This window comes from Amycolatopsis sp. cg9 (assembly GCF_041346945.1).
Taxonomy (GTDB): Bacteria; Actinomycetota; Actinomycetes; order Mycobacteriales; family Pseudonocardiaceae; genus Amycolatopsis.
Window position 1 is genome coordinate 2,890,692 of sequence record NZ_CP166850.1, and the last position, 18,234, is coordinate 2,908,925.

The window sequence follows — 18,234 nt, forward strand, 5'->3', positions numbered from 1 at the left end:
CGTCACGTCGAACAAAAGATGTCCTCGCCGGACGGGCAGGTCTCCGAGATGGCGAGATGGGAGCCACTGGTTGCGTCCGTGAGCGGCCTGTCGCCACCTCGTCGACCTCCCGGAGGGCTATCGCACCGTGTCAAGGGGGCGACTCTCAGCGGCAGGCTCAGCTAGGCGGAAGGTGCCCCCTTGACACGGTGCGATAAGGGCTTTGCCAGGTCGACGAGATGGCGAAGAGGCCCCCCACTTGTAGTGAGTCACTCAAGGGAGTCCAGCACCTCGTTCAGCTTGGCGGCCTTATCGCTAGCTTCCAGGTAATCGGCATACTGCTCCTGCGCGTTGTGAATCATCGCGTCATAGTAGACAATACGACCGTTGCACACCCGAAGCTGCGAGTCGATGTATTCCTGCTCGCTTCGTAGGCCGCGCTTCTTTGCGGTTGGCTTGACGCCGAGCACAAAGACAACTTCAATGTCTCCGCTCGGTCGTTGCTGCTGGTCCAATACATCTCGAAGCGTAACCGCATACTTGGCGCCTTGTTCGACAAGTTCATCGATATCAAGCTTACGCTTGTACTTTTTCAGCTCAACAATGATGTGCTTGCCGCCGGCTGTCGCATAACGGATGTCCATACGACCAGTGCGTACCTGCTCGTCGTCGTCAACGGAGAAGAGGTCCGGCCCGAGCCTTCGAAGGTCTTCCTCCATGGTCTTGCTTCCTGACGCGCGTTCCCACGACGCATCCAAAAGCCAGAGGTGATCGAACAAATGTCCCTGAAGAACCTTCTCCTTCTCGTCTGCGTCAGTCAAATCGCGAAAGCTTGAGATCGCTTCAAGTCGGGACTTAAGGATGTCAATGTAGAGGGCGGATTCGTAAGAATCTTGCTCCGCGAGTACTGGCAGGAGGTCTTCGGCTTTCATGCTGGTCAGATTCTGGAGTTCGTCGACTTTTTCGCGCAACCCAACTCTTTCGAAAGCGAGGATCCCGGAGCGGAACATGTTATTGCGCGCTTTTGCGGCAGAGGTCCCTTCGAATTCCAGGGATGCAATGGTCCCGATCATTTTCTCGGCGGATTCACGCTGCCAATAGGGACGACTGTCAACCCACTCGCGTAGCTTCGGGTACTTCTCTAGAGCATCTTGAACTTGCTTCTTGGGCCGAGCTTCAGTCCACTGCTCGGAGGCCTCAAGGAAAGCACTGCGAAGGAATCGCTGAAGTTGTAGAACACGGGGATCGTCCTCAATTAGGCGCTGACGATCGCTTGTTGCGATATCTTCACGATCGTCCAAGTCCAAGAAGTCGGCCTCGATTTGGCCCGTCACATAGTTGCCGAAGAGTCGGCTGAAGTCCAGTTTCTCGATTATGCCCTCCTGGATGGGGCGCTTTCGAGCTAGAACAATAATGTTCTTCAGTGAGCCGGCCTCGTCGTCGTCGGTGAGTTCCGCCGGCGTCCTCGCCGTGCCGATCCATCCGGTGACTTTCCAGCCGAAATCATGATCGACGATATTGTTTGGCAAGACAAACCGCTGCGTATCGGCAGGAAGGGCCGACTTCGGAAGCGTCTTTTTGCCAAACTCCCAGATGAATTCTAGACGCTTAAGCTCTTGGCGGTCCTGATAGGTAACGCGAGAATTGTTGATAAAGATAGCGAAGCCCCCGTCCTCGGGCTTCCTTTCGTCCAAGACGTCAAACCGACGCGCAATCCGCTTGCGCAGAGCCGAAGCCGTCAATGCGGCCCTACTCTTCTTGAGGTCCTCCAGGACGAGAGTAGTTCCCTCTTGTGCGTACTCGCTGGGAACAGCAACTTCATCTGGGTGATAGGTACGACCGGCCTCGATCGCTTCTTTTAGGAGATTCGCGTCGATACGTAGGCCGGATGCCGTGCCCCCAAAGACCGAGAATACATACACCGTGTCTGCAATGGAGAAAACCGAAAGTTTGCCAATGCCTTTGCGGCCCATGTACGGACGAGCAAAAACCGGGGACGCGGTGCCCTCCGCATTACGCTTCCTGTAGCCGACTTTAAGGAAGCGATCGTTGAGGTTATCGGGAGACATGCCACGTCCGTCATCATGGATGACCACCGACTCGTCGCCCTGCCATGTGATTTCGATCTTGTTAGCGTCTGCATCCCATGCGTTTGCCACAAGCTCGGAAAGCACCGCGGCGGCATTGCTGTAAAGGTTGATGCCCAGTGACTCAAGGACGGACATATCAACCGTCATCGAATACTTCGGCTGCCCCTTAGTCATCGAACCCTCCCGCCCTCGTACGTTCAGGCGAGTCTACCTTCTTGTGGCCGCTTTCACAATTTCTTGTCCGAAGGCCCGTGCGAGCGGCGGTGGAACAGCATTGCCGATGAGGCGGCCGATGTGCACAAATTCCACCGGTTCCCCCTTGGGGACAAACTTATAGCCGCGCGGAAAACCTTGAAGCATCGCAGCTTCCCGCAAGGTGATCGAGCGATCCTGTTCCGGATGGCCGAAGCGTCCAGTGCCGAAGTTATGCGCTTGCGTAGTAATTGTTGGTGATGGTTTGTCCCATTCCATCCGCGCGTAAACATTCGCAAACGACGATCCGGTTGCTCGCTGATGGCAAGGTGAACGCAGGGATGTTGGCCAATCGTGCCACGTGCCTCCCGGATTCGATGCCCGAATTCGCTTCAGATTCAGGTCACTGAGGTTTCGGCTCTTGTGAAGAGAATCATCGGGATCGATCTCGCCAGCTTCGAGTTTCGGAAGTTTTTCGATTGTCTTTCGAACAGTCACGAACTTGTCTTCGCTTCGAGTCCCCTTGGGTACCTCGATCCGTCCAATGCGTGAGGCGATCAACACGAGCCTTCGACGGTATTGAGGAAGCCCGTATTCTGCACTATGACAACTCTTGAAACTGACATCGTACTCAAGGGACTCAAGGGACTTGGCGAACCGCTGGAAAACTGTTGACCCGACAACCCGTGGGACATTTTCCATTGTCACGACTTCGGGTTCGGTTTCCTCGATCAGGCGAGCGAACTCGTCCAGCAACGGCCAGTTCTCGTCGCCGGTGGTATCCGCACCGCGTCGATACGACGAAAAAGGCTGGCAAGGTGCGCACCCGGCAAGTAGCCGAACGTCGGCTTGGCCCCACAGATCATGCAGTTGTGCGCCTGTGACGGTGCGGACATCTTGCAGGAAGAAGGGGGCGCGGATGTTGGCTTTGAACGGGTACTCACATCGCGGGTCGATGTCGAAGCCGCCAGCCACCTCAATGCCAGCTCGACGTAGTCCGTGCGACAACCCGCCGACCCCGCAGAAGAGGTCGATCGCACGAACCACCGGTCCTGAATCAGTCACTGGATGAACTTACTTGATCTCGTCCGTGAGTCCCGGGGAGCGGGTGGGAGTGTCCATAAAGACTTGATAACTTCCGCGTGGTGCGATTGACACCTCGGAGTGACAGCAAGTAGTTCTGTGATTTATATCACTTCTGGCGGTAGGGGGGCGGTCGTCCGTCGCGGTCGCGTGGCGTTCTTGCCGCTAAATTGCCAGTAATCACTAACTGGGGACGCCTATTGACGACTGGCCTTGAAGGGGATGTCAGACATGTTCGGGCTGGTCACGGACGATGCTGACTGGCTACGGCGAGCGATGGCCGTGGTGGAACCTAGACCAGAAGGTCAGGGGTTCGAATCCCTTCGGGCGCACGTCTGGTTGAGACAGCAAGAAGACCCCCTCGCGAGAGGGGGTCTTCTTCTTTTTCCGCCAACTTGCTTGACCTTCACACTGTGACAACCTCTTCACTGCGGGGAGGAGGTGGTCACCATGGACCCGACACAGCTGAGCGCCGCGAACTCGTCGGCGCGGTTGCGAGCCGCGCTCGCGGTGGGGACGCGCGCCGACCCGCGGGACGCCGATGCGCTCCTGGCCCGGTGCGCCGTCGAGCCGGACTTCTTCGTGCGGGACATGCTCACCTGGGCGCTGACGCGGCTGCCCGCGGACGTCACCGTGCCGAAGCTGCTCGGGGAGCTGCGTTCCGGGCGTGCGCAAGCCCGGAGCCAGGCGCTGCACACGCTGTCCAAGATCGGCGACCGCGCGGTGTGGCCCGCGATCACGCGGGAGTTGCTGCACGACGCCGACGAAGAAGTCGCGCGAAGTGCTTGGCGTGCCGCGGTTGTCCTCGTGCCCGAGGGTGCGCGGGAGGGGCTGGCCGTGGACCTGGCCGCGCAGCTCGGGCGGGGGGACCGGGCCGTGCGGCTGAGCCTCAGCCGGGCGCTCGTCGCGCTCGGGGACGTCGCCGAACCCGCCTTGCGGACCGGGCTGGCGAGCCTCGATCCGGCGGTGCGGGCGCACGCCCGTGCCACGCGGCGGCTGCTGCGCGACCCGGACGCCGGGTTCGACCTGGGGGTCGACGAGGCGAAGCGGGTCGTCGCGCTCGGCCCGGAACGCGCCGGGGGCGCGGCGTGCTGATCGGTGAGGTGGCCCGCCGGTCCGGGGTGAGTTCGCGGATGCTGCGGCACTACGACTCCCTCGGGCTGGTGCGGCCGACCGGGCGCACGGTCGGCGGCTACCGCGAGTACTCCGAAGCGGACATCCGCCGGATCTTCCACGTGGAAGGCCTGCGCTCGCTGGGGCTGTCGCTGCGGCAGGTCGGCCGCGCGCTCGCGGATCCCGCCTTCACACCGTCCACTTTGGTCGGTGACCTGGTCCGGCGGACGGAAGAACGGCTGAAGCGGGAACAGGAGCTCCTCGACCGCCTCCGGGCGATCGACGCTTCGGCGCCGTTCGGCTGGGAGGGCGTCCTGCGCGTCGTCGAACTCCTGCACGGCCTGGATTCGCCCAGTCCCGCGAGCCGGCAGCAGGCCGTCCTGGCGCCGGCCGACGACGTGCCGCTGCCCGCCGAGCTGCTGGCCAAGGCCGTCCTCGCCGAACGCGACCCGTACGTCGCCGGCGCCCTGCGGTGGGCGCTCGCCCGGACGGGCGGCGACGGCTTGGCGGGGGTGGCGGCCGGGATCCGGTCGGCCGACGCCGACGTCCGGCGCCGCGCGGTGCTGGCGGTCGCTTCGCTGCCCGGGGACGACGCGACCGCGGTGCTCGCCGGCGCGCTCGACGACCCGGACGCCGAGGTGCGTGGGCGCGCGGCGCTGGCCGCGGGGCGGCGGGGCGTGACGGCCGCCGTGCCGGTGCTCGTCGGCATGGTGGCCGAGGGCACGAACGACGTCGAGGCGTCCGAGGTGCTCGGCACGCTGTCCCTCGACCCCGGGGCCGGCGAACGGATCCTGGACGCGCTCGCCGGCGAACTCACCGCGGACACCGCCGTGCGGATCCGCCTGGCGCAGGCCCTCGCCGAGTTGCCGGGCACCGGTCCGCGGGACCTCCTGCGGCGGCTGGCCGGCGACGAAGACCCGACGGTCGCGCTCGTCGCCTCGGCCCTCTTCGACGCGCGGTCCGCTGACTGACCCGCGTCAGCGCGGTGGCCACGCCGTGTCAGCGCCCCCGGCGATCGTCGTTCCCACACCGAAGAGAACACGAGCGCCAGGAGACCACCGCCATGACCACGTTCCCCACCCCCGCCCCGATCTCCGCCATCCTGACCGTGCCCGCGGCGCGCGTCCGGTTCGTCGCCGCCGACCGGGCCGACACCACGGTCGAGGTCCGCCCCGCGGACGCGGCCAAGTCCCGCGACGCGAAGGCGGCGGAGCAGACCACCGTCGAGTACGGCGACGGCGTCCTGCGGATCGCGGCCCCGGCGAAGAACCAGTACTTCGGCCCGTCCGGAGCGATCGACGTGACGGTCGGCCTGCCCGCCGGGTCGCGGGTCGAGCTGACGGCCGCCGACGTCGAGTTCCTGGCCGTCGGGCGCCTGGGCGACGTGGTCGTCGAGACCGAGAACGGCTCGATCGACGTCGACGAAGCCGCGTCCGCCCGGCTCGTCACCCGCGCCGGCGACGTCTCGGTCGGCCGCCTGAGCGGCGACGCGGAGATCCGCACGAGCAAGGGCGACATCCGGGTCGTCGAAGCCGCGCGCGGCGCGGTGGTGCTGCGCACCGAGGCCGGCGACGTCGAGATCGCGGCCGCCGCCGGGGTGTCGGCCGCCCTGGACGCGGGCACCTCCCACGGCCGGATCCACAACTCGCTGAGGAACGGCGACGGTGCGGCCGAGCTGACGATCCACGCGACCACCGCCGTCGGCGACATCACCGCGCGCAGCCTGTGAGGACCGCCCCGCCCGCCTGATCGCGCCCGGCCGGTCGTGGATCAGGCGGGCGGCCGGCTGCTTTGCGTAACTGGACTAGACCAGTCCGGTACCTCCGCCGGGGCTGGTCCACCGCCGCTCGGCACGGTGAGTAGTTGTTCTTCCATAATTGGTCTGGACCACGTACCGTCTTCGCAAAACGGCGCAAAACACCGGCCTGGTCCCCGCCGTCGGTGTTGGTGTCCGCCGTCCCGCACCTGGTTCAAGGGAGAGCGATGTCCAGAAAGAGATGGCACCTCCTAGGTCTGTTCACCGCGGTCGGTGCGATCGCGGTCGGTCTCGTCACCGTGCCGGCGAGCGCCGCCGGTGGTGTCGGCGCCAGCTTCACCAAGGGCTCCGATTGGGGCACCGGGTACGAAGGCAAGTACACGATCAACAACGGCTCCGGTGCGACGCTCCCGAGCTGGACGGTCGAGTTCGACCTCCCGTCCGGCGCGAAGATCGCGTCCCTCTGGGACGGCAGCTACACCGCCTCCGGGCAGCACGTCACCGTCAAGAACAGCTGGAACGGCAACGTCGGGAACGGCGCGAGCGCCAGCTTCGGCTTCAACGTCAGCTACTCCGGCACCTACTCGGCGCCCGCCAACTGCAAGCTGAACGGCGGTTCCTGCGACGCCGGCGGTGGCACCCCGACCACCACGCCGACGACCCCGACGCAGCCGACCACCAACCCCACCACCCCGACCACGCCCACCACGCCGCCGACGACGACCACGCCGCCGCAGCCGGGTGGGCTGAAGAACGTCGGCTACTTCGTGCAATGGGGCGTCTACGGGCGCAACTACCACGTCAAGAACATCGAGACGTCGGGTTCGGCGAGCAAGCTGACCCACATCAACTACGCGTTCGGCAACGTCAAGAACGGGCAGTGCACCGCGAACGACGACCCGTACGCCGACTACCAGAAGACCTACGACGCCGCGGGCAGCGTGGACGGCGTCGCCGACACCTGGGACCAGCCGGTGGCCGGCAACTTCAACCAGCTGCGCAAGCTGAAGAAGCTGCACCCGGGCCTCAAGATCATCTGGTCGTTCGGCGGCTGGACCTACTCCGGCGGCTTCGGCCAGGCCTCGCAGAACGCCGCCGCGTTCGCGCAGTCCTGCTACAACCTGCTCAAGGACCCGCGCTGGGCGGACATCTGGGACGGCATCGACATCGACTGGGAGTACCCCAACGCGTGCGGTCTCTCCTGTGACACCAGCGGTGCCGCGGCCTACAAGAACCTGATGGGCGCGCTGCGGACGAAGTTCGGCTCGTCGTTCCTCATCACCTCGGCGATCACCGCGGACGGCAGCAGCGGCGGCAAGCTCGACGTCGCCGACTACGGCGGCGCCGCGCAGTACGTCGACTGGTACAACGTGATGACCTACGACTACTTCGGCGCGTGGGCGGCTCAGGGTCCGACGGCCCCGCACTCGCCGCTGACCAACTTCACCGGCATCCCGACGCAGGGCTTCTACTCCGACGCGGCGATCCAGAAGCTGAAGAGCAAGGGCGTCCCGTCGAGCAAGCTGCTGCTGGGCATCGGGTTCTACGGCCGCGGCTGGACCGGCGTCACGCAGGACGCCCCGGGCGGTACCGCGACCGGCGCCGCGCCGGGCACGTACGAGGCGGGCATCGAGGACTACAAGGTCCTCAAGAACACCTGCCCGTCGACCGGCACCTTCGCCGGCACCGCGTACGCGAAGTGCGGCAGCAACTGGTGGAGCTACGACACCCCGGCGACCATCGGCGGGAAGATGTCCTACGCCAAGCAGCAGGGTCTCGGCGGCGCCTTCTTCTGGGAGCTGACCGGGGACACCACCGGCGGCGAGCTCATCACCGCGATGAAGAACGGCTTGTCGTGAAACGCCGGTGGTTGCCCGCACTCGGGCTGGCGGCCGCGGCCGCCACGATCGGCGCGATGTTCGTGATCGCGCCGGCGAACGCGGCGGGCGGCGTGTCCGCGACCTTCACCAAGGGCTCCGACTGGGGCACCGGGTACGAAGGCAAGTACACGATCGCCAACGGCTCGGGTTCGACGCTGCCGAGCTGGACCGTCGAATTCGACCTGCCGAGCGGCGCGAAGATCTCGTCGCTCTGGGACGGCAGCTACACCGCGTCCGGCCAGCACGTCACGGTGAAGAACTCGTGGAACGGCAACGTCGGCAACGGCGCCAGCGCGAGCTTCGGCTTCAACGTGACGTACTCCGGTGCGTACGCCGCCCCGGCGAACTGCAAGCTGAACGGCGGTTCGTGCGCCGCCGGGGGCACACCCCCCACCACGACCACACCGCCGCCTACGACGACGCCCCCGCCAACGACCACCCCGCCGCCGGGGACCGGTGGCAAGGGCGCGCCGTACCTGTACCTGGGCTGGGGCAACCCGCCGAACCCGCAGACGGTGATGAACGCGACCGGGATCAAGTGGTTCACCATGGCGTTCATCAACGCCTCCGGTGGCTGCAACCCGGCGTGGGACAGCAGCCGCCCGCTTTCGGGCAGCGCGGACGCCAACGCCATCGCGCAGATCAAGGCGGCGGGCGGCCAGGTCGTCCCGTCGTTCGGCGGCTGGAGCGGTAACAAGCTCGGCCCGAACTGCTCGACGTCCGCCGCGCTGGCGGGCGCCTACCAGCAGGTGATCAACGCCTACGGGCTGAAGGCGATCGACATCGACATCGAGAACTCCGACGAGTTCGAGAACGAGGCCGTGCAGGACCGCATCCTGGGCGCGCTGAAGATCGTCAAGCAGAACAACCCGGGGATCCAGACGATCCTGACCTTCGGCACGTCGACGACCGGCCCCAACTACTACGGGAACCGGCTCATCGACCAGTCGAAGGCTCTGGGCGCGAACGTGGACGTGTACACGATCATGCCGTTCGACTTCGGCGGCGGCGCGAACATGTACAACAGCACGGTGAGCGCGGCGAACGGCCTGCGCGACAAGCTGAAGTCGACGTTCGGGTGGAACGACGCCACGGCGTACGCCCACCTCGGCATCTCGGGCATGAACGGCCTGTCCGACCAGCAGGAGCTGACCGACCTGCCGACCTGGACCCAGATCACCAACTGGGCCAAGTCGAACCAGATCGCGCGCCTGGCGTTCTGGTCGGTCAACCGCGACCGCGGCTGCCCGGGCGGCGGCGTCCAGGCGGCGTGCAGCGGGATCGCCCAGAACGACTGGGATTTCACGAAAGTGACGGCGGGCTTCTGACGTCGTCGTGAAAAGAGGCCTCCTCGCCGGCTCCCCGGGCCGGCGAGGAGGCCTTTCTCAGTGGCCGACGAAGAAGTGCCAGCCGACCCACCACCAGGCCAGCACGAACGCGATCCGCGCACTGCGCCGCCGCATCACCACGGCCAGGACGCTCGTCAGCTTCGGCACCCGCTTCGGCCACGCGTGGCTCGCCACGCCCAGGCCGAGCGCGGCGAGCACGATCAGCCCGAACCCCAGCTCGGTGACCATCCGGGTGTTCACGACCGCCTCGCCGCGGCCGCCGCGCGCAGCATGGCCAGGCCCGCCGCCAGCCAGCCCGTGATCGCCAGCGCCTGGACCCAGCGGCTGGTCAGCAGCGGGTCGACCAGGTCGCTCATCGTCGGGTGGGTCTCCGACAGCCCGCCCGCGGCCTGCTCGTAGACGAAGGACAGCAGCTCCCACGCGCACCAGCTCAACGCGACCGCCGACCACACCCACGCCCGGCGCGGCACCGGGCGATCGGCCGGCAGCGACGGGTCGCGCCACTCCTCGAACAGCGCCACCAATCCGATCGCCGAGATGGCGACCGCCACCGGGACGCTGTCGCGGCCGAACGCCAGCACCAGCAGCCCGGCGGCGACCACGGCGAACCCCGGCACCCGGAACGGCTCCCCGAGGACCGCGGTCTCCGCGCGCGGCCGTTCGGTGATCAAGAGGACCAGTGTGACCGCCAGGAAGATCAGCGCGTCCGCGGGCGCGCCGCGGATCCAGTGCGCGATCGCCGCGAGCGTGAGCGCGACGACCGGCAGGTCGACGGTGAGCGGGTGACTGCGGAAGCCGAGAGCCATGGCGTAGCTCCTTCGCGACACAGTTTCTGTCGAAAACGTCGCGCCACGCCCGGCGATTCCAGGTTCAGAGCGTTTTGACGGCGTCGCCGATCGCCTGGTCGAGGATCGACACGCCCAGTGTGATCTCCTCTTCGGACGCCGTCAGCGGTGGCGCGATCCGGAACACCCCGCCCATCCCCGGCAGCTGCACGATGTTCATGTGCAGCCCGAGTTCGAGGCAGCGCCGGGTGACGCGGGCGCCCAGCTCGTCCGAGCTGCGCTTGGTTTCGCGGTCCACCACCAGTTCCAGCCCCGCCAGCAGGCCGCGGCCGCGGACGTCGCCGACCACCTCGTGGCGCTCGGCGATCCCGGCCAGGCCCCGCCGGAGCAGGCCGCCCAGCTCGACCGCCCGCGCGTCGAGGCGGTCGCGGGCCAGCACGTCCAGGACGGTGTTCCCGACCGCCGCCGGGAGCGGGTCCGAGACGTGCGTGGTGAAGAAGAGGAAGCCGCGGTCGTGCGCCTCCTGCTCGATCTCCGCGCTCGTCAGCACCGCGGCGAGCGGCAGTCCCGCGCCGAGCGTCTTGGACAGCGTCAGGATGTCGGGGACGACGCCGTCGCGCTCGAACGCGTACCAGGTGCCGGTGCGGCAGAGGCCCGTCTGGGCTTCGTCGAGGATCAGCAGCATGCCGCGTTCACGGCACTTCCCGGCCAGCGCGGCGAAGTAGCCGGGTGGCGGTTCGATGACGCCGCCGGAGCTGAGGATCGGCTCGACGATGCACGCGGCGAGGCTCCCGACCGACTGCGCGTCGATCATCTCGAACCCGAAGTCGAGCTGACGCCGCCAGTCGAGCCGGCCGTCGGCGTCGGTGAAGTCGGGGCGGTAGGCGTTGGGGGCCGGGATGGCGAAGTTGCCCGGCGCGGCGGGGCCGTAGCCCTTGCGGCCGGCGCTGTACGTCGCGCTCGCCGCGGCCTGGGTCATGCCGTGCCACGAGCGGGCGAACGAGACGATCTCGTGCTTGCCGGTGACGAGCTTGGCCAGCCGGACGGCGGCCTCGTTCGATTCGGCGCCGGTGGTCAGCAGGAGCGCCTTCTCCAGCGGGGCCGGCAGCGTCGCGGCGAGGCGCCGCGCCAGGTCGACGACCGGGCGGCTCAGCATGCCGCTGAACAGGTGGTCCAGCTTCGCGGCCTGCCGCCGGACGGTCTCGACGATCTCCGGGTGCGAGTGCCCGAGGATCGCGCTCATCTGGCCGGACGTGAAGTCGAGGATCCGGCGGCCGTCTTCGGTGAAGACGAAGCTGCCCTCGGCGCGGTCGATGATTTCGCGGGTGAACGCACCGCCGTACCGCACGAGGTGCCGGTCGGCGTCGTCCCAGAAGGTTGCGGCCATGGCGTCGACGGTAAGTCGGCCCCGAGCGCCACGTCCATCTCACGATTCCGGCTTTGGTGTTCGGTTTTTCCGGACAACAATGGCGGCATGCTGAACCCGTGGCGCCTGCGGCTGCTGAGCAGGCTCGACACCCTGGGCACGGTCCGCGCGGTGGCGCAGGACGCCAACCTGAGCGCGTCCAGCGTGTCGCAGCAGCTCGCGGTGCTCGAAGCGGAAACCCGCACCCAGCTGCTGGAACGCACCGGCCGCCGGGTCCGGCTGACGCCCGCCGGGCTGGTGCTGGCCCGCCGCGCCCGGGCGATCCTCGACCACATGGACACCGTCGAGGCGGAGCTGCGCAGCCTCGGCGGCGAACCGGCCGGCCTGGTCCGGCTCGGCGCGTTCCAGAGCGCGATCCACACCCTCGCCGTCCCGGCGGTGACCCGGCTGGCGCACCCGCACCTCGAGGTCCAGCTGCTGGAGCTGGAGCCGCACGAGAGCATCCCGGCCCTGCGCGGCGGCGACGCCGACGTCATCATCACCACGACCGACTTCGTCGAGCAGCCGCTGGGCCCGGACCTCGACATCGTCCCGCTGGCGACGGACCCGATCGTGCTGGTCACCCCGCCGGAAGCACCCCGCGGCCCGGCGGTCCTGTCGGCCTACGCGGACGCGCCGTGGGCGCTGGACGTACCGCAGTCGTACATGGCGAACCTGACCCTGCGCCTGTGCCGCGAGTCGGGCTTCGAGCCGCGGGTGGTGTGCCGCTTCAGCAACTACCTGATGACGCTGCAGCACGTGGAGGCCGGCCTGTCGATCGCGCTGCTCCCGGGCCTGGCGGTCGACCGCCGCTACCGGGTGGCGACGCGCGAGCTGTCGACCCCGGTGACCCGCACGATCACGGCGGTCGTACGCCGGGGCACCCCGCTGCGCGCGGGGGTCAACGTGGTCCTCGACGCCCTGCGGCAACCACCGGACCTGCCGGGACTGGCCGCCTGGGCCGGCGGGGGCGCAGACTGACCGGGTGCGCGTGGCGATCAGCGTCGCCGGGGTGGTGCAGGGCGTGGGGTTCCGGCCGTTCGCCCACCGGCTCGCGCTGCGGTTCGGGGTGGCCGGGTTCGTCGGGAACGACGGGCGCGGTGTCTTCGCCGAGGCCGAAGGTCCGCCGTCCGATGTCGCGGCCTTCGTCGCTGCCTTGACGGCCGAAGCGCCGCCGCTCGCGGTGGTCGATCGGGTCGAGACCCGCGAGATTCCCGCGACCGGTGGGGCCGGGTTCGTCATCGTCGCCAGTCCGGCCGGTGGGGGCGCCGACACGCTCGTCTCGGCCGACTCCGCCACCTGCGGCGACTGCCTGCGGGAGCTGCGCGACCCCGCGGACCGGCGGTTCCGGTACCCCTTCGTCAACTGCACGAACTGCGGGCCGCGGTTCACCATCGTCAAGGGGGTGCCCTACGACCGGCCGCTGACCACCATGGCCGCGTTCGCGATGTGCGCCGATTGCGAGCTCGAGTACGAGGACCCGGCCGACCGGCGGTTCCACGCCCAGCCCGTCTGCTGCCCGGCTTGTGGGCCCGCCCTGCGATTCGAGCCCGGCGGCGGGGACCCGATCGCGGCGGCCGTCGAGGCCCTGGGCGCCGGGGAGGTGGTCGCGATCAAGGGCCTCGGCGGGTACCACCTCGCCGTCGGCGCGCGGCACGAGGAAGCCGCCCGGCGGTTGCGGCGGCGCAAGCACCGCGAGGACAAGCCCTTCGCCGTCATGGTCGCCCATCTGGACCAAGCCAGGGAACTGGCCGAAGTGGACGCGGCGGCCGAAGAAGCGCTCGCCGGTCGGCGACGGCCCATCGTGCTGCTGCCGAAGAGGGCCGAACTCGCCGAGGCCGTCGCGCCGGGGAACCGGCGGATCGGGCTCATGCTGCCCTACACCCCGCTGCACCACCTGCTGCTGGAACGCACCGGGCCGATCGTGCTGACCAGCGCCAACGTCTCCGACGAGCCCATCGTGCACCGCGACGAAGACCTGGACCGGCTGACCGGCATCGCCGATGCCTTCCTCGGCCACGACCGGCCGATCCACGTCCGGACCGACGACTCCGTCATCCGGATCACCCGCGGTGGACCCCAGGTCCAGCGGCGTTCACGCGGCTACGCGCCCGAGCCGGTCCGGCTCGAAACGAAGAAGCACCTCCTCGGCTGCGGCGCCGAACTCAAGAACACCTTCTGCCTCGCCAAGGGCCGCCACGCCTTCCTCTCGCACCACATCGGCGACCTGGAGAACTACGAAACGCTCAAGTCCTTCACCGAAGGCATCGAGCACTTCAAGCGCCTCTTCGCCATCGACCCGGTGCTCGTCGCCCACGACCTGCACCCCGAGTACCTGTCGACCAAGTACGCCATCGACCAGGACGTCGAGCTGCTCGGCGTGCAGCACCACCACGCCCACATCGCCGCCTGCCTGGCCGACAACGGCGAGGACGGCCCGGTGCTCGGCGTCGCCTTCGACGGCACCGGCTTCGGCCCGGACGGCACCATCTGGGGCGGCGAGTTCCTCCTCGCCGATCTCACGAGCTACGAACGCCTCACCCACCTCCGGCCGGTCGCCATGCCAGGCGGTGCCGCGGCGATCAAGCAGCCCTGGCGGATGGCGGCGTCCTATGTGGACGAGCTCGGCCTGCCCGCCCGCGAAGACGTCGTCAAGCTCAAGCGCAGCGGGATCAACTCACCCCTGACGTCCAGTGCCGGCCGCCTGTTCGACGCCGCCGCCGCACTGCTCGGCGTCCGGGACACCATCACCTACGAAGGCCAGGCCGCCATCGAGCTGGAGCAGCTGGCCGACCCGGCCGAGCAGGCCGCCTACCCCGCGCGGGTCGACGACGTGGTCCACGGCGAGGACCTCATCGCCGCGCTCCTGGACGACGCCGGCACGAAGGCGGCGAAGGCCGCGAGGTTCCACAACGGGGTCGCCGACGCGATCGCGCGGACCTGCGACCGCTTCCGCGAGCGCAGCACCACGGTCGCGCTCTCCGGTGGCGTCTTCCAGAACGTCCTGCTCCTCGACCGGACCGTGGAAACCCTGGAACGAACCGGTTTCCGGGTCCTGACCCACCGGGACGTCCCGGCCAACGACGGCGGGATCAGCTTCGGGCAGGTCGCCGTAGCCAGTCGTACCAGTCGGTGAGGCCGTCGCCGCGGGTGGCGCTGATCTGCAGCAACGCCGCCGACGGGTTGACCCTCCGGACGTCCCGCTCGAACTCGGCGACGTCGAAGTCGACGTACGGCAGCAGGTCGATCTTGTTCAGCAGCACCAGATCCGTCGCGGCGAACATGTGCGGGTACTTGACCGGCTTCCCGGGGCCTTCGGTCACCGACAGGATCACGACGCGCGCCGCCTCGCCGAGGTCGAACAGCGCCGGGCAGACCAGGTTGCCGACGTTCTCGATGAACAACGTCGAGCCCGCCGCCGGGGCCAGCGAGTGCAGCGCCCGGTGCAGCATCGACGCGTCCAGGTGGCAGCCGGCACCGGTGTTGATCTGCACCACCGGCGCGCCGGTCGCCTTGATGCGCTCCGCGTCGAGCAACGTCTCCTGGTCGCCCTCGATCACCGCGCACGGCGTGTCCATGACCCGGATCGTCCGCTCCAGCAACGTCGTCTTGCCCGCGCCGGGCGAACTCATCAGGTTGATCGCGAAGACATCGGAAGATCGCAGGTGCGCGCGGTTGTGCGCCGCGAGTTCGTCGTTCTTCGCCAGGATGTCCTGTTCCATGACCACGGTGTGGGCGTGGTCGGTGATCCGGACTTCCGAGTCCGAGCAACCGCAGGTGTCACACATGACTGACCTCCACCGACGTGATCCGCAGTTCCCGTCCCGCCAGCACCGCCGCGTTCGCGCTGCCGCAGGGGCACAGCACGATGAAGTCGTCGAGGCCGAACTCCGCGCCGCAGTCGTGGCAGCGCGCCTGGCCCGGCGGCTCGGCGATGTCCAGGCGGGCGCCCTCCAAGGACGTCCCCGCGCAGAGGACGTCGAAGCAGAACCGGACGCTGTCCGGCACCACGCCCGACAGCTGCCCGATCTCCAGCCGCACGCTCGTCACCGTCGCGTCGCCCAGCTTGGCGACGATCGCGTCGACGACCGACTGCGTGATCGCCATCTCGTGCACTAGCAGATCCTCGGCAGCGGGTCCCCGACCAGCAGGTCCACGATCCGGGTGCCGCCGAACGCGGTGTTCAGCAGCACGAGGCCCGGTGGGTCGTCGGCGATCCGGCCGATCACCGCCGCGGCCGCGCCCAGCGGGTGCCCGCGCAACGCGGCCAGCGCGGCCGAGGCCTGCGAACCGTCCACGACGACCACGATCCGGCCTTCGCACGCGACGTACAGCGGGTCGATGCCCAGCAGCTCCGACGCGCCGCGGACCTCCTCGCGCACCGGGACGGCTTTCTCGTCGACGACCACGGCGACTTCCGCAGCCTTCGCGATCTCGTTGAGGATCGTCGCGACCCCGCCGCGGGTCGCGTCGCGCATCGCGCGCACGCCGGGCACCGCGGCCAGCAGCCCGGCCACCAGGTCGTGCACCGGCGCGGTGTCGGACTCCAGGTCGGCGTCGATGTCGAGCTCGCCGCGGGCCAGCATGATCGTGACGCCGTGGTCGCCGATCGGCCCGGAGACGAGGACGGCGTCTCCGGGCTTCACGGTGGCCACGCCCAGGCCGGTGCGCGTGAGCACGCCGACCCCGGCGGTGTTGACGTACACGCCGTCGGCTTTCCCGCGCTGGACGACCTTGGTGTCGCCGGTGACGATCTGCACGCCGGCCGCCAGTGCCGCCGACTTCATCGAGTCGACGATCTTCAGCAGGTCCTCGACCGGGAAGCCCTCTTCGAGGATGAACCCGGCGGTCAGGTAGAGCGGCCGCGCGCCGGACACGGCGAGGTCGTTCACGGTGCCGTTGACCGCCAGGTCGCCGATGTTCCCGCCGGGGAAGAACAGCGGCGAGACGACGTAGGAGTCCGTCGTCAGGGCCAGGCGGGCGTCGCCGATGGTCAGCGTCGCCGCGTCTTCCAGCGGCTCCAGCACGGGGTTGCGGAACGCGTCGAGGAAGACCGCCTCGATCAGCGTGTGCGTCGACTTGCCGCCCGCGCCGTGGGACAGCGTGATGCGCTCTTCACGCACCTTCGCGCGCCGGCGCCGCGCCCGCTCGATGCGGTCGAGGACCTGCTGCTCGCGTTCGGTGGTGGTCATGCGCGGCTCGCTTCCCGGACGCGTTGCCGGCTGAACCGGCCGAAGTTGTAGTACGCCGCGCAGGCGCCTTCGGGCGAGACCATGCACGTCCCGATCGGCGTCTCCGGGGTGCACGCGGTGCCGAACACCTTGCACTCCCACGGCTTCAGCACGCCCTTGAGCACCTCGCCGCACTGGCACGCCTTGGGGTCGGCGACGCGCAGGCCGGGAATCTCGAAGATCCGCTCGGCGTCGAACTTCGCGTACTTCTCGCGGATCGCCATCGCCGAGTGCGTGATGAACCCGAGGCCGCGCCACTCGAAGTACGGCCGCAGCTCCATCACTTCGTTGATGGCCTTCAGCGCGACGACGTTCCCGTTCCACGGCACGACGCGGGAGTACTGGTTCTCCACTTCGGACTTCCCGGCGGAGAGCTGGACCATCAGCAGGTAGATCGACTGCAGGATGTCCAGGGGCTCGAACCCGGCGACCACGACGGGCTTGCCGTAGTCGCGGGCGATGAACTCGTACGGCCGGCAGCCGATCACCGTCGAGACGTGGCCCGGGCCGATGAAGCCGTCGAGCCGCAGGTCGGGGGAGTCGAGGATGGCCTTGATGGCCGGGATGATCGTGACGTGGTTGCCGAACACCGAGAAGTTTTCGATGCCTTCGGCGGCCGCGCGCAGCAGCGTCATCGCGGTGGACGGCGTCGTGGTCTCGAACCCGATGGCCATGAACACCACGCGCAGGTCCGGGTTCTGCCGCGCGATCTTCAGCGAGTCCAGCGGCGAGTACACCATCCGGATGTTGGTGCCTTCGGCGTTCGAGTCGAAGAAGTTCCCGCCGGAGCCGGGCACGCGCATCATGTCGCCGAACGACGTCATGAGCACGCCGGGCTGCCGGGCGATGTGGATGGCGTCGTCGACGCGGCCCATCGGGATCACGCACACCGGGCAGCCCGGCCCGTGCACCAGCGTGATGCTCTCGGGCAGGTAGTCCTCGAGGCCGTGCTTGTAGATGGTGTGCGTGTGCCCGCCGCAGACCTCCATGAACTTGTACTGGCGGCCCGGCTCGCACAGCGACGTGATCTTCGCGGACAGCGCCCGCGCCTTGTCCGCGTCGCGGAACTCGTCGACGAAACGCATGACGACTCCTCTAATCGATCCGGGATTCCAGCAGGGCGGCCATCTCGTCCTCGTACGCCTTGCCGATGCTTTCGAGGAAGTCCAGCGCGGCGGCCGCTTCCGCTTCGTCTATTTTGGACAGCGCGAACCCGACGTGGATGAGGATCCACTCGCCGGGGACGGGCGGGTCGTCTTCGAGCAGGCCGATGTTGATGAGCCGCTTGACGCCGCTCACCGACACCTTCGCGAGGTCCGGGCGCTCCTCGCTGATCTCGATGACCTCTCCCGGGATGCCGAGGCACATGGG

Annotated in this window: 17 protein-coding genes; 7 read left to right on the forward strand and 10 right to left on the reverse strand. The window is 68.1% G+C overall.

Annotation, left to right across the window (positions count from 1 at the left end):
* Positions 1-248 precede the first annotated feature (248 nt).
* Together AB5J73_RS13695 and AB5J73_RS13700 are read right to left on the reverse strand one after the other, a co-directional pair.
* A complete protein-coding gene (locus AB5J73_RS13695; protein WP_370970095.1) occupies positions 249-2,243 on the reverse strand; it encodes an ATP-binding protein in 1,995 nt (664 codons plus the stop codon).
* A gap of 33 nt (positions 2,244-2,276) precedes the next feature.
* Entirely contained in the window at positions 2,277-3,326 is a 1,050-nt protein-coding gene (locus tag AB5J73_RS13700) for a DNA cytosine methyltransferase (RefSeq protein ID WP_370970096.1), read from the reverse strand.
* A 468-nt stretch (positions 3,327-3,794) separates the two neighbouring features.
* Between AB5J73_RS13700 and AB5J73_RS13705 the strand changes: the two genes are divergently transcribed.
* The 5 genes from AB5J73_RS13705 (at position 3,795) to AB5J73_RS13725 (ending at position 9,421) form a co-directional block, all read left to right on the forward strand.
* Positions 3,795-4,439: a HEAT repeat domain-containing protein gene (locus AB5J73_RS13705; protein WP_370970097.1), complete on the forward strand. Its 645-nt coding sequence runs from the start codon at positions 3,795-3,797 to the stop codon at positions 4,437-4,439.
* A complete protein-coding gene (locus AB5J73_RS13710; protein WP_370970098.1) occupies positions 4,433-5,428 on the forward strand; it encodes a HEAT repeat domain-containing protein in 996 nt (331 codons plus the stop codon). The genes AB5J73_RS13705 and AB5J73_RS13710 overlap by 7 nt, the downstream gene beginning before the upstream one ends.
* 92 nt (positions 5,429-5,520) lie before the next feature.
* Positions 5,521-6,186, forward strand: coding sequence for a DUF4097 family beta strand repeat-containing protein (locus AB5J73_RS13715; protein ID WP_370970099.1), 666 nt, complete (start codon positions 5,521-5,523; stop codon positions 6,184-6,186).
* A 254-nt stretch (positions 6,187-6,440) separates the two neighbouring features.
* Positions 6,441-8,072: a glycosyl hydrolase family 18 protein gene (locus AB5J73_RS13720; protein WP_370970100.1), complete on the forward strand. Its 1,632-nt coding sequence runs from the start codon at positions 6,441-6,443 to the stop codon at positions 8,070-8,072.
* Positions 8,069-9,421 carry a cellulose binding domain-containing protein gene (locus AB5J73_RS13725; protein WP_370970101.1) on the forward strand — a complete coding sequence of 451 codons (1,353 nt, stop codon included), beginning with the start codon at positions 8,069-8,071 and terminating at the stop codon, positions 9,419-9,421. The genes AB5J73_RS13720 and AB5J73_RS13725 overlap by 4 nt, the downstream gene beginning before the upstream one ends.
* 57 nt (positions 9,422-9,478) lie before the next feature.
* Here the strand turns inward: AB5J73_RS13725 and AB5J73_RS13730 are convergent, their stop codons facing one another.
* From AB5J73_RS13730 to AB5J73_RS13740, 3 genes are all read right to left on the reverse strand, one after another.
* Positions 9,479-9,682 carry a DUF6186 family protein gene (locus AB5J73_RS13730; protein WP_370970102.1) on the reverse strand — a complete coding sequence of 68 codons (204 nt, stop codon included), beginning with the start codon at positions 9,680-9,682 and terminating at the stop codon, positions 9,479-9,481.
* Positions 9,679-10,248 (reverse strand): hypothetical protein, encoded by a 570-nt coding sequence (locus AB5J73_RS13735; protein ID WP_370970103.1) that lies wholly within the window; start codon positions 10,246-10,248, stop codon positions 9,679-9,681. Before AB5J73_RS13735 ends, AB5J73_RS13730 begins: the two co-directional genes overlap by 4 nt.
* Before the next feature lie 64 nt (positions 10,249-10,312).
* Positions 10,313-11,614, reverse strand: a complete 1,302-nt coding sequence (locus AB5J73_RS13740; protein WP_370970104.1) for an aspartate aminotransferase family protein — start codon at positions 11,612-11,614, stop codon at positions 10,313-10,315.
* Positions 11,615-11,701: 87 nt separating this feature from the next.
* On the opposite strand from AB5J73_RS13740, the gene AB5J73_RS13745 reads away from it, so the two are divergent.
* Both AB5J73_RS13745 and hypF read left to right on the forward strand, forming a co-directional pair.
* A complete protein-coding gene (locus AB5J73_RS13745) occupies positions 11,702-12,613 on the forward strand; it encodes a LysR family transcriptional regulator (protein WP_370970105.1) in 912 nt (303 codons plus the stop codon).
* 4 nt (positions 12,614-12,617) lie between these two features.
* Positions 12,618-14,768, forward strand: coding sequence for a carbamoyltransferase HypF (gene hypF, locus AB5J73_RS13750; RefSeq protein ID WP_370970106.1), 2,151 nt, complete (start codon positions 12,618-12,620; stop codon positions 14,766-14,768).
* Here hypF and hypB read toward each other — a convergent pair.
* The 5 genes from hypB to AB5J73_RS13775 are packed head-to-tail and all read right to left on the reverse strand — an operon-like array spanning position 14,725 to position 18,231.
* Positions 14,725-15,420 carry a hydrogenase nickel incorporation protein HypB gene (gene hypB / locus AB5J73_RS13755; RefSeq protein WP_370970107.1) on the reverse strand — a complete coding sequence of 232 codons (696 nt, stop codon included), beginning with the start codon at positions 15,418-15,420 and terminating at the stop codon, positions 14,725-14,727. The genes hypF and hypB overlap by 44 nt on opposite strands.
* Positions 15,413-15,748, reverse strand: a complete 336-nt coding sequence (gene hypA, locus AB5J73_RS13760) for a hydrogenase maturation nickel metallochaperone HypA (RefSeq protein ID WP_370970108.1) — start codon at positions 15,746-15,748, stop codon at positions 15,413-15,415. Before hypA ends, hypB begins: the two co-directional genes overlap by 8 nt.
* The gene (gene hypE, locus AB5J73_RS13765) at positions 15,748-16,824 is read right to left on the reverse strand and encodes a hydrogenase expression/formation protein HypE (protein ID WP_370970109.1); all 1,077 of its coding nucleotides are present in this window, start codon (positions 16,822-16,824) and stop codon (positions 15,748-15,750) included. Before hypE ends, hypA begins: the two co-directional genes overlap by 1 nt.
* Positions 16,821-17,948 (reverse strand): hydrogenase formation protein HypD, encoded by a 1,128-nt coding sequence (hypD, locus tag AB5J73_RS13770; protein ID WP_370970110.1) that lies wholly within the window; start codon positions 17,946-17,948, stop codon positions 16,821-16,823. The genes hypE and hypD overlap by 4 nt, the downstream gene beginning before the upstream one ends.
* Before the next feature lie 10 nt (positions 17,949-17,958).
* Positions 17,959-18,231: a HypC/HybG/HupF family hydrogenase formation chaperone gene (locus AB5J73_RS13775; protein WP_370970111.1), complete on the reverse strand. Its 273-nt coding sequence runs from the start codon at positions 18,229-18,231 to the stop codon at positions 17,959-17,961.
* Positions 18,232-18,234: the final 3 nt, after the last annotated feature.

Excerpts from the sequence above, each read along its gene's own strand:
- hypD (WP_370970110.1), bottom strand. The coding sequence starts at position 17,948 with ATGCGTTTCGTCGACGAGTTCCGCGACGCGGACAAGGCGCGGGCGCTG.
- hypE (WP_370970109.1), bottom strand. The coding sequence starts at position 16,824 with ATGACCACCACCGAACGCGAGCAGCAGGTCCTCGACCGCATCGAGCGG.
- AB5J73_RS13740 (WP_370970104.1), bottom strand. The coding sequence starts at position 11,614 with ATGGCCGCAACCTTCTGGGACGACGCCGACCGGCACCTCGTGCGGTAC.
- AB5J73_RS13775 (WP_370970111.1), bottom strand. The coding sequence starts at position 18,231 with ATGTGCCTCGGCATCCCGGGAGAGGTCATCGAGATCAGCGAGGAGCGC.
- AB5J73_RS13720 (WP_370970100.1), top strand. The coding sequence starts at position 6,441 with ATGTCCAGAAAGAGATGGCACCTCCTAGGTCTGTTCACCGCGGTCGGT.
- AB5J73_RS13705 (WP_370970097.1), top strand. The coding sequence starts at position 3,795 with ATGGACCCGACACAGCTGAGCGCCGCGAACTCGTCGGCGCGGTTGCGA.
- AB5J73_RS13745 (WP_370970105.1), top strand. The coding sequence starts at position 11,702 with ATGCTGAACCCGTGGCGCCTGCGGCTGCTGAGCAGGCTCGACACCCTG.
- AB5J73_RS13695 (WP_370970095.1), bottom strand. The coding sequence starts at position 2,243 with ATGACTAAGGGGCAGCCGAAGTATTCGATGACGGTTGATATGTCCGTC.
- AB5J73_RS13715 (WP_370970099.1), top strand. The coding sequence starts at position 5,521 with ATGACCACGTTCCCCACCCCCGCCCCGATCTCCGCCATCCTGACCGTG.
- hypB (WP_370970107.1), bottom strand. The coding sequence starts at position 15,420 with ATGTGTGACACCTGCGGTTGCTCGGACTCGGAAGTCCGGATCACCGAC.
- AB5J73_RS13735 (WP_370970103.1), bottom strand. The coding sequence starts at position 10,248 with ATGGCTCTCGGCTTCCGCAGTCACCCGCTCACCGTCGACCTGCCGGTC.